We start from the raw sequence: 12,500 nt of genomic DNA, 5'->3' as shown, positions 1-12,500 counted from the left end.
AGCCGCAGACCTTACCCGCCCACCCGTCACCCACCGCCGCCCCACCCGACAGCGCTTCGCGCCGGCCGCCCAGTCCACCCGTCACCCACCACCGCCCTACCCGACAGCGCTTCGCCCCGACTCCGTCGGTATCCGGATACCGTGCCAAGCTTGGCTTCATGCAGCTCTCCGCCACCCCCTACGAAGAACGCCTCACCGCCCCCCGCTCGTGGTGGCTGATCAGCTTTCTCGTGGGCGTCTCGCTCGCCCTGATCCTGCTGCCGTTCGGCACCCTGCCGCTGCTCGGCGGGCTGGTCGGCGGTACGGCCGCCGCCGCGGTGGTGGCCAGTGCCTACGGCTCGCTGCGCATCCGGATCGTGGGCGACTCCCTGATCGCCGGCGAGGCGCGGATCCCGGTGTCGGCGCTGGGCGCGACGGAGGTGCTGGACGCGGAGGAGGCGCGCGCCTGGCGGACGTACAAGGCCGACACCCGTGCCTTCCTGCTGCTGCGCGCCTACATCCCGACGGCGCTGCGCGTGGAGGTCACGGACCCCGAGGACCCGACGCCGTACCTGTACCTGTCGACGCGGGAGCCGGAGAAGCTGGCGGCGGCGATCGAGGCGGCACGGACGGCGCACGCCTGAGGTACCCGGGCGTCTAGAGCTCGTCGGGGAGCTCGCTCAGCTTGAGCGGATGTTCCGGCTTCTCCAGCGGCGGCAGCTCCGGCAGCTCGTCCCAGGGCACCTGCATCCTGCGCAGGTCGACCCGGATCCGGTCCGCGAGTCTTCTGGTGTCCCGGCGGTTCATGACGGCCCCGACCGCGGCGCCGACCATGAACGGCATCAGGTTGGGCAGGTCGCGGACCATCCGCTTCATGATCTGCTGGCGCAGTTCGCGCTTCATCCGGCCCCCGAGGGCCGTGTCGTACGTCGACGGCTTCATCACGTCGATCCCGCGCTCCCCCGACCAGGAGGACAGATACGCGGCGGTACGGGTCTTGAGGTTTCCCGGCGGGCGCACGCCGTAGACCTCGTGCAGTTCGGCGATCAGCTTCAGCTCGATCGCGGCGACCCCGGTGATCTCCGCGGCCAGCTCGGTCGGCAGGGCAGGCGGCACCGGCAGCATCGCCGCCGCTCCGATCCCGGCTCCGACGGCCGAGGTGCCGGCCGCGGCGCCCGCCACCAGCTTGTCGGCGAGCTCCTCCGGGCCGAGACGGGGGAACTGCCTGCGCAGGGTCGCGAGGTCGCGTACGGGGATGCGCGGGGCGATCTCGATGATGCGGTCCGTGAGGTACGCCAGACCCGCGCGAGCCCGGCTGCCGCCCCTGCGGGCACCCTCCCGGGCCATCTCCCGGGCTTTCCCGCCGATCACCGTCGCCCGGCGCCGGGCGACGGGTGCGGGCTGCTGCGCCGGCGCCGACAGGTCCTGCCGGTCGGCCGCCGGTCCGAGCGAGGCTCCCGCTCCCGGTGAGCCCCGCTCGTCGTCACGCGCGCCGTGCGGGCCGTCGATCGGCCCTTGGTCCGCTTTCCGGAGGGAGAAGCGGCGCTTCCGCGGAGGGGTCGAGCCAGTCACGGCCGACCCGTCCTCAGTCGCAGTCGCGGCAGATCGGCTGGCCGTTCTTCTCCCGGGCCAGCTGGCTGCGGTGGTGGACCAGGAAGCAGCTCATGCAGGTGAACTCGTCCTGCTGCTTCGGCAGGACCCGGACGGCCAGCTCCTCGTTCGAGAGGTCGGCGCCGGGCAGTTCCAGGCCCTCGGCGGCCTCGAACTCGTCGACGTCCACCGAGGAGGTGGACTTGTCGTTCCGCCTCGCCTTCAGCTCTTCAAGGCTGTCCGAGTCGACGTCGTCATCAGTCTTGCGTGGAGTGTCGTAATCGGTTGCCATATCGCTCTCCCCCTCTGGGTGTCTGCGGTGTCTCCAGCGCACGTAACGCGTGAGAGGCCGGACTTGTGCCCGACCTGAGGCGGAGATTTTGCCTCACATCAAGGTCTGTTACTCAATCGACACCCAATCCGACCCCTCAAGAGTGATCGGCTTGGATGGCGGTGAGGACCGTACACGGTTCGAATGCCGCACCTCAAAGGCGCCTCCCCGTGTACTTCCCGTGATCAAGAGCCCTGAAAACCAGGACTTTCCCGGCTTTCCACCTTCTGTCATGATCACCGTGCGTACATGGCCGGAAATCCGCCCATGTGATCGATCACACAAGAAGAAGCCCGTCCGGCGGTCAAAAAATTCCGCGCGAAGCGAACAACCCCGCGTGTGTCGATAAGAATCACATCGGCATGGTGACACGCATCACCAAGCCGCCGCCCTCGCGCGGCTGCGCCAGGATGTGCCCGCCGTGCGCGCGCGTCACCGACCGGACGATGGACAGCCCGAGGCCCACGCCCTTGTCGCTGCCCGTCCGCTCCGTGCGCAGCCGCCGGAAGGGCTCGAAAAGGTTGTCGATCTCGTACGCCGGCACCACCGGCCCGGTGTTCGCCACGGTCAGCACCGCCTGCCCGTGCTCGACCTCGGTGTTCACCTCCACCCAGCCGCCGTCGGACAAGTTGTACCGCACGGCGTTCTGGACGAGGTTGAGCGCGATCCGCTCCAGCAGCACGCCGTTGCCCTGCACCACGGCCGGTTTGCGCTCGCCGCGGATGGCCACGCCCTTGGCCTCCGCCTCGCCGTGCACCTGGTCGACGGCCTGCGTGGCGACCTCGGCCAGGTCGACCGGCTTGCGCTCGACGATCTGGTTGTCACTCCGGGCGAGCAGCAGCAACCCCTCGACCAGTTGTTCGCTGCGCTCGTTGGTGGCCAGCAGCGTCTTGCCGAGCTGCTGGAGCTCCACCGGCGCGTTCGGGTCGGACAGGTGCACTTCGAGGAGCGTGCGGTTGATCGCGAGCGGGGTGCGCAGCTCGTGCGAGGCGTTGCCGACGAAGCGCTGCTGGGCGGTGAAGGCCCGCTGGAGGCGCTCCAGCATGTCGTCGAAGGTGTCCGCCAGCTCCTTCAGCTCGTCGTCCGGGCCGTCCAGCTCGATCCGGCGGGACAGGTCCGAGCCGGCCACCTGGCGGGCGGTGCGGGTGATCCGGCCGAGCGGGGACAGCACGCGGCCCGCCATCGCGTAGCCGAACGCGAAGGCGATCACGGCGAGGCCCAGCAGAGCCAGCAGGGAGCGGCTGAGCAGGTTATCGAGGGCCGCCTGGCGCTGCTGGTCCACGCAGTGGGCGATCGCCTCGTTGAAGTCCGGCAGCGGCAGCGTGTTGGAGTTGATCGCGGTGATCGCCGGGCAGTTGTCGCTGGAGACCCGGATGTCCGTACCGCTCACGATCTTGAACAGCGGCTGGTTGCCGGTGCTGATCGCCTGTGCGGCGAGCAGGTAGATGATCGACAGCAGCAGGATGCCGGCGATCAGGAACATGCCGCCGTACAGCAGCGTCAGTCGTATGCGGATGGTCGGGCGCAGCCATGGGAAGGGGGGCTGCGGCCTCCTCGGGTCCCAGGTGGGCTTCGGCGGCGCCTGGGGTGGCGCGGGTGTCGTGGCCACGGGGGATCAGATCCGGTAGCCGGAGCCGGGGACGGTGACGATGACGGGCGGCTCGCCCAGCTTGCGGCGCAGGGTCATCACCGTCACCCGCACCACGTTGGTGAACGGGTCGGTGTTCTCGTCCCAGGCCTTCTCCAGCAGCTGCTCCGCCGAGACGACCGCGCCCTCGCTGCGCATGAGCACCTCCAGCACCGCGAACTCCTTCGGCGCCAGCTGCACCTCCTTGCCGTCGCGGAAGACCTCGCGGCGGTTCGGGTCGAGCTTGATGCCGGCGCGCTCCAGGACCGGCGGCAGCGGCACGCTGGTACGGCGGCCGAGGGCACGCACGCGCGCGATCAGCTCGCTGAACGCGAAGGGCTTCGGCAGATAGTCGTCGGCGCCGATCTCCAGGCCCTCGACGCGGTCGCTGACGTCGCCGGAGGCGGTGAGCATCAGCACGCGCGTGGGCATGCCCAGCTCGACGATCTTGCGGCAGACGTCGTCGCCGTGCACCAGCGGGAGGTCGCGGTCGAGGACGACCACGTCGTAGTCGTTGACGCCGATGCGCTCCAGAGCAGCCGCACCGTCGTACACGACGTCGACGGCCATGGCCTCCCGGCGCAGTCCGGTGGCCACCGCATCGGCGAGCAGCTGCTCGTCCTCGACGACGAGTACGCGCACGTCGCTAGTCCTTCCTGTGTCCACCCGCGTAGCGCGCCCGGGGGCGCGTGCGGGCAGGGCTGTCCGTGGGTGTGCCCCCCATCCTGCCCTTTTCGGCCATAAGTCGGCTGTAAGGCGGGGTCGGGGCCGCAGGGACGGGAGTTCCGGGCCGGGAATACAAGAATTTCACCGCCCGTTGAGGTTTCCGCGGAAGGGAGCTGGGGGAGGACGGCTTTACACCCCGCGATCACGCTCTGCATGTGCCGCAGCACCATGCGGTACCCCGCCATCGCTTCGCAGCGCGGGCGCGGGTGTCCGGCACCGTCGCCGCCCAGCAGGGCAGCGCTGGGCACCTGCGAGGAGACGTGATCGCCCCTTCCATACGGCACACCCCCGTGCCACCGACCCACGACCCAGGACGAGGGGGCGCAGCATGGACGCTTTCACCGCAGGACTTCTGCAGCGCATAAGGGCGACCGAGTCCGACCTGTCGCGGGCTCGTGACGAGGGCGACGACTTCCTCGTCGAGGTGGAGCAGGCAGAGCTCGACGACCTGCGACGCCTCGCCGCCGAACACGGTGTGGAGGTCGGCGCGTCACGCGTCTGATCGGCCCGAAAGCGCGACGAGGGACCCCGGCGAATCCAGCGCCGGGGTCCCTTCGTGTCCGCGGTGCCGACGCGGGCGCGCGGAACGGCTCGTCCGTCCCCGGCCGCCGGCGCCTTTCCGCGGTCTCAGCCTGCCGGCACCGGTGTCCTGCCGCGACGGCGTTCCGCGACGGCGTTCGGCCACGACGGCGTTCGGCCACGACGGCGTTCGGCCACGACGGCGGTGTCCGGCGGTGGCGAACCGTCCTCGGCCCCGCCTCAGTCGTGCCACGCTCCGAAGTCCTCCAGCAGCCGCTGGAGGGGCTCGAACACGCCCGGCGTCCCCGCGACCGTCAGATCACGTGACGGGCGCTCCCCCGGGCGCCCACCGGTCAGGGCGCCCGCCTCCCGGGCGATCAGGTCCCCCGCCGCGAAGTCCCACGCGTTCAGACCCCGCTCGTAGTACCCGTCGAGCCGGCCGCAGGCCACATCGCACAGGTCGACCGCCGCCGAGCCGCTGCGCCGGATGTCCCGCAGCAGCGGGATGAGCCGGCCGGCGATCTCGGCCTGGTGGGCGCGGACCTCGGCGACGTAGTTGAAACCGGTGGACACCAGCGCCTGGTCCAGCGGGGGTGCGGGACGGCAGGCGAGCGCCCGCTCACCCTCCCACGCGCCCGTGGCCCACGCGCCGCCGCCGCGGACGGCGTGGTAGACCTCGCCGCGCATCGGGGCCGCGACGACCCCGACGACGGTCTCGCCGTCCTGCTCGGCCGCGATGGACACGGCCCAGGTCGGCAGCCCGTACAGGTAGTTGACGGTGCCGTCCAGCGGGTCGATCACCCAGCGGATGCCGCTCGTACCCTCGACGGAGGCGCCCTCCTCGCCGAGGAAGCCGTCGCCGGAGCGCTGCCCGGAGATCAGATCGGTGATCAGCTTCTCCGCCGCGATGTCCATCTCGGTGACGACATCGATGGGGCTGGACTTGGTCTTCGCCACGGCGAGGTCGGCCGGGCGGCCGTCCCGCAGCAGCTCGCCGGCGCGGCGGGCGGCCTCCTGGGCCAGTTCCAGCAGGTCCCGGTGCAGGGCGTCGGTCACGGGTCTCCTCACGCGTAGGGGCTGTCGGCGCCCGCGGCGGCGGGGCGGGGAGCCCGGGCCGGGCAGCAGCCGACCGGGCAGAGGTGGTGGCTGGGGCCGAGCGCGCCGAGCGCGCAGGGGATGACCTCCCGGCCGCGCTCCACGGCGGCCCGCTCCAAAGTCAGCTCCCGGACGGCCGCGGCGAACCGCGGGTCGGCGCCCACGGTGGCCGAGCGGCGCACCGGCAGGCCCAGCTCCTCGGCCTTGGCCTTCGCCTCGGTGTCGAGGTCGTAGAGGACCTCCATGTGGTCGGAGACGAAGCCGATCGGGGCCATGACCACGGCCGGGGCACCGGCGGCGTGCCGCTCCTCCAGGTGGTCGCAGATGTCGGGCTCCAGCCAGGGGATGTGCGGGGCGCCGGAGCGGGACTGGTAGACGAGCCGCCAGGGGTGGTCGACACCGGTCCGCTCGCGGACGGCGTCGGCGATCAGCTGGGCCACGTCCAGATGCTGCTCGACGTAGGCACCGCCCTCGCCGCGGGCCTCGGCGGGGCCGGAGGTGTCGGCTGCGGAGGTGGGGATGGAGTGCGTGGTGAAGGCGATGTGGGCGCCCTCGCGGACGTCCTCGGGCAGGTCGGCGAGGGAGCGCAGCACCCCGTCGATCATGGGCTCGACGAAGCCCGGGTGGTTGAAGTAGTGCCGCAGCTTGTCGATCCTCGGCAGTTCGAGGCCCTCGGCCTCCAGGGCGGCCAGCGCGTCGGCGAGGTTCTCCCGGTACTGACGGCAGCCCGAGTAGGAGGCGTAGGCGCTGGTCGTGAGGACCAGGATGCGGCGGCGGCCGTCGGCGACCATCTCGCGCAGGGTGTCCGTCAGATACGGCGCCCAGTTGCGGTTGCCCCAGTAGACCGGCAGGTCCAGGCCGTGCTCGGCGAAGTCCTTACGCAGGGCGTCCAGCAGGGCGCGGTTCTGGGCGTTGATGGGGCTGACCCCGCCGAAGAGGAAGTAGTGCTGCCCGACTTCCTTGAGGCGTTCCTTCGGGATGCCGCGCCCGCGCGTGACGTTCTCCAGGAAGGGGACCACGTCGTCCGGGCCTTCGGGGCCGCCGAAGGAGAGCAGGAGCAGGGCGTCGTACGGGGTGGCATCGAGCGCGTCTGGCATGACTCGATCCTGCCACCCGGCACTGACAGCGGGGAAACAGCCGGGTGAAGAGTCGGGTTACAGCTGTTTCGCTGCGGTTTTTCCGGTCGGCAGGCGGGGTGCGGCACGCGCGGCACGCAGGGTGTAATTAGGGTGCCCTAACTCGTAAGCTGTATCACCCGCATTCGCGCCTTACTGATCCGTTTCGGAGACCACGTGCCCAGCCCTTACAGAGCCCTGTTCGCCGAGCCCGGCACCAAGGCGTTCTGCGCCGCGGGATTCCTCGGCCGGATGCCGCTGTCGATGATGGGCATCGGCGTGGTCGCGATGGTCTCCCAGCTCACCGGGCGGTACGGCCTCGCGGGCGCCCTGTCGGCCACCATCGCCCTGTCCGCCGCGGCGATCGGGCCGCAGATCTCCCGGCTGGTGGACCGGCACGGACAGCGCCGGGTGCTGCGCCCCGCGACCCTGGTGGCCCTGGCCGCGGCGGCCGGACTGCTGCTCGCCGCGCACTTCCGGTGGCCGGACTGGGTGCTGTTCGTGTGCGCGGCCGGGATCGGCTCGGTACCGAGCCTCGGCGCGATGATCCGGGCCCGCTGGGCGGCGCTGTACCGGGGCACACCCAAGCTGCACACCGCCTACTCGTTCGAGTCGGTCGTCGACGAGGTCTGCTTCGTCTTCGGGCCGATCATCTCCATCGGCCTGTCCACGGCGTGGTTCCCGGAGGCGGGCCCGCTGCTGGCCGCCTGCTTCCTGGCCGCCGGCGTCCTCTGGCTCACCGCCCAGCGCGCCACCGAGCCGGCGCCGCATCCGCGCGAGCGGCACGGCGGCGGCAGCGCCCTGCGCTCGGCGGGGCTCCAGGTGCTGGCGGCCACCTTCGTGGCGACCGGCGCGATCTTCGGATCGGTGGACGTGGTCACCGTCGCCTTCGCCGACGAGCGCGGCCACAAGGGCGCCGCGAGCGTGGTCCTCGCGCTGTACGCGGCCGGTTCCGCTGTCGCGGGCGTGGTCTTCGGGCTGCTGCGCTTCGGCGGGACACCGGAACGCCGCTGGTTGCTGGGCGTGGCGGCGATGGCCGTGAGTATGATCCCCCTCCTACTGGTCGGAAACCTGCCGCTTCTGGCCGTGGCGCTGTTCGTTGCGGGGCTGGCCATCGCGCCGACGATGATCACGACGATGTCCCTCATCGAAGAGCACGTACCTCGCGCGCAGCTGACCGAGGGCATGACCTGGGTGAGCACCGGCCTCGCGGTCGGCGTCGCGCTCGGTTCCTCCGCGGCCGGCTGGGTGATCGACGCAGCCGGGGCGCAGGCCGGGTACGGGGTCCCGGCCGTGTCCGGGGCCGTCGCGGTCGCGGTCGGTTTCCTCGGGTACCGCCGGCTGCGCAGGCCGGCCGCGGGTCGGGGAGGCACCGTTGAGCAGCACAGCGAGCGGGAAGAACGGCACCTGGCGTAACTGGGGCGGCAATGTCTCCGCCCGGCCCGCCCGGCAGGTCGCGCCGGCCTCGGTGGAGGAGCTGGCCGCGGCCGTGCGCCGGGCCCGGGAGGACGGCCTCAAGGTGAAGGCGGTCGGGACCGGGCACTCCTTCACCTCGATCGCTGCCACCGACGGCATGTTGATACGCCCTCAACTGTTGACCGGTATACGCACCATCGACCGGGAATCCATGACCGTCACGGTGGAGGCGGGCACTCCGCTCAAGAGACTCAACGCCGCGCTCGCGCGCGAGGGACTCTCGCTCACCAACATGGGCGACATCATGGAGCAGACCGTCTCGGGAGCCACCAGCACCGGCACGCACGGCACCGGCCGCGAGTCCGGCTCGATCGCCGCCCAGATCACGGGACTGGAACTCGTCACGGCCGACGGTTCGGTGCTCACCTGCTCCGAGAAGCAGAATCCGGAGATCTTCGCGGCGGCCCGTGTCGGCCTCGGCGCCCTGGGCATCGTCACCGCGATCACGTTCGCCGTGGAGCCGCTCTTCCTGATCACCGCGCGCGAGGAACCGATGCCCCTGGAGCGGGTCCTCGCCGAGTTCGACCAACTGTGGGCCGAGAACGAGCACTTCGAGTTCTACTGGTTCCCGCACACCGGCAGCACCAACACCAAGCGGAACAACCGCAGCGCCGGGCCCGAGCAGCCCGTGGGGCAGCTGGCCGGCTGGTTCGAGGACGAGTTCCTCTCCAACGGGGTCTTCCAGGTGGCCCAGTGGGCGGGCCGCGCCGTCCCCGCCACGATCCCCGCGATCGCGCGCATCTCCAGCAGGGCCCTGTCCGCGCGGACGTACACGGACATCCCCTACAAGGTCTTCACCTCGCCGCGCCGGGTGCGGTTCGTGGAGATGGAGTACGCCGTGCCGCGCGCGGCCGTGGTGGACGCCCTGCGCGAGCTGCGGACCATGGTGGACCGCTCGGGCCTGCGGGTCAGCTTCCCGGTCGAGGTGCGCACCGCCCCGGCCGACGACATCACCCTGTCCACCGCCTCCGGCCGGGACAGCGCCTACATCGCCGTGCACATGTTCCGGGGCACGCCCTATCAGGCGTACTTCACCGCCGCCGAGCGCATCTTCACCGCGTACGAGGGGCGTCCGCACTGGGGCAAGGTGCACACGCGCGACGCCGAGTACTTCGCGCGGGTCTATCCGCGCTTCGGCGAGTTCACGGCGCTGCGGGACCGTCTCGACCCGGAACGGCTGTTCCAGAACGACTACTTGCGGAGGGTTCTGGGGGCGTAGGCGTCGTGGCGGACGTGCTGGGCTCGCCGGGCGCGCGCTGGGTGTGGGAGCCGGAGTGGCCGGGGAGCCGCTCTCACTCCCGCGCCGAGGATCGTGCCGTACACCCCGAAGCACGAGGCCGGTCCGGCCGCCACCACGGCGGCCGGGGCGCTGCCGGCGACTTGAGGAACGCTCAGGTCGATCCGCTTCCGACCCGCATCGGGCGTTTCCCGCATACCCGGAACTTGCCTTCCTCTCCCGTACTCGACCGACATGGCTCGACCGACTGCACGAGAAAGGTACGTACAGACGAAACCATTAGTTCCGTTTCTGGGGATTGCGTGAGGTTCGCCACGTTCATGATCGACAAAATCGGTTGCGAACGGCCAAGTCGCGCCTCTTGCGAGAAGTTGGGCGGCGCGCCAATCCACGCACGTGGTCCGAATGGAGTACTGTTGCGAGCCCTGGGTCCGGTCTCCCACCAGGGTGCCCGCGGCCTTGCAAGACCGCCGGGAGGGGGCTAGTTGCACAGGGTGACGGATTTGGTCACTTAGCGTTGCGAACAGGTAACCGTGCCATAACGGCGGTCCCGGGCCCGTGCCCGACACGCCGGGCAACTCGGCAAGGTTGTGGCAGGCTGCACCCGGGCAGGCCACACTCGACTAGCGGAAGCAGCGACGCACGTGACGTCGGCAGGCACCACCCGGGAGGTCCCCATGCCCGAACTGCGTGTCGTGGCCGTCTCGAATGACGGCACACGGCTGGTGCTGAAGGCTGCCGACTCTACGGAGTACACGCTTCCGATCGACGAACGACTCCGCGCCGCCGTGCGCGGCGATCGGCCGCGTCTCGGCCAGATCGAGATCGAGGTCGAGAGCCATCTGCGCCCCCGTGACATCCAGGCGCGGATACGTGCCGGTGCCACCGCGGAAGAGGTCGCACAGCTCGCCGGCATCCCCGTCGACCGGGTACGGCGCTTCGAGGGGCCGGTGCTGGCCGAGCGGGCCTTCATGGCCGAGCGCGCCCGCAAGACCCCGGTCCGCCGCCCCGGCGAGAACTCCGGCCCGCTGCTCGGCGAGGCCGTGCAGGAGCGGCTGTTGCTGCGCGGCGCCGAGAAGGACACCGTGCAGTGGGACTCCTGGCGCCGCGACGACGGCACCTGGGAGGTGCTCCTCGTCTACCGGGTCGCGGGCGAACCGCACTCGGCGAGCTGGACGTACGACCCGCCCCGGCGGCTCGTCCAGGCCGTGGACGACGAGGCGCGCTCGCTGATCGGCGAGTCCGACGACCTCGCCGTACCGGAGCCGAGCTTTCCGTTCGTCCCGCGGATCGCCCGCCTGCCGCGCGAGCGTTCGATGGACCGTGCCCTCGACCGGAGCGACCGGGAGCGGCCCAGCCTGCCCGCGCAGTCCTCGGAGCCGGCCGAGGAGAGCACGGGTGAGCGCGACTCGCTGACCAGCCTGCTGGAGGCCGTGCCGAGCTTCCGGGGCGACCTGGTGGTCCCGGAGCGTCCGGCGGAGCCCGCGGAGGAGGACACCGACGAGCCCGCCGCCGAGGAGCCGCCGGCGCCCGCCGCATCGGCCGGCTCCGCCTACGCGGACGTCCTCATGCCGCGCTCCGTCGGCAGCCACCGCGACCGGCTCGTCGGCGCGACCGACCGCCAGGCGGAGGCCGACGGCGTCCGCCCCGGCCGCCGCGCCGCCGTCCCGAGCTGGGACGAGATCGTGTTCGGCACCCGCCGCAAGAAGCAGGAGTAGGCCGCCGTACCGGAACGGGAGGGGGCACGCGCGCGTGCCCCTCGTCCTGCTGTCCGCTACCGCCCGCTACTGCGGATCCGCGCCCACGGCCACCGGCCGGTTCGGGTCCGAGGACCACTCGGACCAGGAACCGACGTACAGGGCCGCCGGAATGCCCGCCACCGCCAGCGCGAGGACCTCGTGGGCCCCGGAGACGCCCGAACCGCAGTACACGCCCACCTCGGTGTCCTCCGACACTCCCAGAGCCTTGAAGCGGTCCCTCAGCTCCGCCGCGGGCAGGAAGCGGCCGTCGGGGCCCACGTTCTCCGCGGTCGGCGCCGACACCGCGCCCGGGATGTGCCCGCCGACCCGGTCGATGGGCTCCACCTCGCCGCGGTACCGCTCCCCCGCGCGCGCGTCCAGCAGTAGGCCCGTACGGGCCAGGGACGCCGCCGCGTCCGCGTCCAGCAGCCCCACGGCCCGCGGCTCCGGGTGGAAGTCGCCCTCGGCCGGAGCCGCTGCCCCGGTGGACAACTCGCCCTGCCAGGACGGCAACCCGCCGTCGAGAACCCGCACGTCCGGGTGACCCGTCCAGTGCAGCATCCACCACGCGCGCGCGGCCGCCCAGCCCTGCCCGCCGTCGTACACGACGACCGGCCGGGTGGCCGACACGCCCGCGCGGCGCATCGCGGCACCGAACTCCGCGAGGTCGGGCAGCGGATGCCGGCCGTGCGCGCCGGGCGCGGCGGCCAGCTCCCGGTCCAGGTCGACGAAGACCGCGCCGGGCAGGTGTCCGGCCGCGTACGCGGCCCGGCCGTCGAAGGCCGGCGCGCCCGCCGCCTTCGCCACACTCAGCTGCCAGCGCACGTCCAGCAGTACGGGCGGGTGGTCCCCGGTCAGCTCGTGTGCGAGTTCGGTTGCGGTGATGATGGCTCTCATGGCGTCCATCCATACGCCAGGGGTGGCCGCGGCGTCCAGGTCCGGCTACTCTGCTCGGCCGGACAGGCTCGATCACGAGGCGTATGGGATCGAGCACGGGCTGTACAGCCGGCGGACACCCGCCGGCCATCGTCAGGAAGCGGCGAAAGACGGCAGATCGGGCATCCTT

General features: G+C 71.6%; 12 protein-coding genes. 5 read left to right on the top strand and 7 right to left on the bottom strand.

Annotation, left to right across the window (positions count from 1 at the left end):
- The first annotated feature begins 158 nt into the window (after positions 1-158).
- Positions 159-623 carry a DUF3093 domain-containing protein gene (locus ACZ7DL_RS07710; protein WP_470772256.1) on the top strand — a complete coding sequence of 155 codons (465 nt, stop codon included), beginning with the start codon at positions 159-161 and terminating at the stop codon, positions 621-623.
- A gap of 13 nt (positions 624-636) precedes the next feature.
- Here the strand turns inward: ACZ7DL_RS07710 and ACZ7DL_RS07705 are convergent, their stop codons facing one another.
- From ACZ7DL_RS07705 to ACZ7DL_RS07690, 4 genes are all read right to left on the bottom strand, one after another.
- The gene (locus ACZ7DL_RS07705) at positions 637-1,551 is read right to left on the bottom strand and encodes a hypothetical protein (RefSeq protein WP_470772254.1); all 915 of its coding nucleotides are present in this window, start codon (positions 1,549-1,551) and stop codon (positions 637-639) included.
- Positions 1,552-1,564: 13 nt separating this feature from the next.
- Positions 1,565-1,861, bottom strand: a complete 297-nt coding sequence (locus tag ACZ7DL_RS07700) for a DUF4193 domain-containing protein (protein WP_003997302.1) — start codon at positions 1,859-1,861, stop codon at positions 1,565-1,567.
- Between the two features lie 391 nt (positions 1,862-2,252).
- Positions 2,253-3,509, bottom strand: coding sequence for a sensor histidine kinase (locus ACZ7DL_RS07695; RefSeq protein ID WP_470772253.1), 1,257 nt, complete (start codon positions 3,507-3,509; stop codon positions 2,253-2,255).
- Positions 3,510-3,515: 6 nt separating this feature from the next.
- Entirely contained in the window at positions 3,516-4,169 is a 654-nt protein-coding gene (locus tag ACZ7DL_RS07690; protein WP_003993508.1) for a response regulator transcription factor, read from the bottom strand.
- Between the two features lie 412 nt (positions 4,170-4,581).
- Between ACZ7DL_RS07690 and ACZ7DL_RS07685 the strand changes: the two genes are divergently transcribed.
- Positions 4,582-4,755 (top strand): hypothetical protein, encoded by a 174-nt coding sequence (locus ACZ7DL_RS07685; protein ID WP_023546087.1) that lies wholly within the window; start codon positions 4,582-4,584, stop codon positions 4,753-4,755.
- A gap of 257 nt (positions 4,756-5,012) precedes the next feature.
- On the opposite strand, the gene ACZ7DL_RS07680 is transcribed toward ACZ7DL_RS07685, so the two are convergent.
- A complete protein-coding gene (locus ACZ7DL_RS07680; RefSeq protein ID WP_470772251.1) occupies positions 5,013-5,828 on the bottom strand; it encodes an inositol monophosphatase family protein in 816 nt (271 codons plus the stop codon).
- Between the two features lie 8 nt (positions 5,829-5,836).
- Positions 5,837-6,964, bottom strand: coding sequence for a ferrochelatase (locus tag ACZ7DL_RS07675; protein WP_470772249.1), 1,128 nt, complete (start codon positions 6,962-6,964; stop codon positions 5,837-5,839).
- Between the two features lie 195 nt (positions 6,965-7,159).
- On the opposite strand from ACZ7DL_RS07675, the gene ACZ7DL_RS07670 reads away from it, so the two are divergent.
- The 3 genes from ACZ7DL_RS07670 (at position 7,160) to sepH (ending at position 11,413) form a co-directional block, all read left to right on the top strand.
- The gene (locus ACZ7DL_RS07670) at positions 7,160-8,398 is read left to right on the top strand and encodes an MFS transporter (protein ID WP_470772247.1); all 1,239 of its coding nucleotides are present in this window, start codon (positions 7,160-7,162) and stop codon (positions 8,396-8,398) included.
- Positions 8,358-9,677, top strand: coding sequence for a D-arabinono-1,4-lactone oxidase (locus ACZ7DL_RS07665; protein ID WP_470772246.1), 1,320 nt, complete (start codon positions 8,358-8,360; stop codon positions 9,675-9,677). Before ACZ7DL_RS07670 ends, ACZ7DL_RS07665 begins: the two co-directional genes overlap by 41 nt.
- 695 nt (positions 9,678-10,372) lie before the next feature.
- Positions 10,373-11,413, top strand: coding sequence for a septation protein SepH (gene sepH / locus ACZ7DL_RS07660; protein ID WP_470772245.1), 1,041 nt, complete (start codon positions 10,373-10,375; stop codon positions 11,411-11,413).
- Between the two features lie 66 nt (positions 11,414-11,479).
- Here the strand turns inward: sepH and ACZ7DL_RS07655 are convergent, their stop codons facing one another.
- Complete coding sequence (locus ACZ7DL_RS07655; protein WP_470772244.1) at positions 11,480-12,331, bottom strand: sulfurtransferase; 852 nt, start codon at positions 12,329-12,331, stop codon at positions 11,480-11,482.
- Positions 12,332-12,500 lie beyond the last annotated feature (169 nt).

This window comes from Streptomyces sp. NPDC036984, from assembly GCF_055607665.1.
This window is presented reverse-complemented; position numbering and strand designations above follow the sequence as displayed.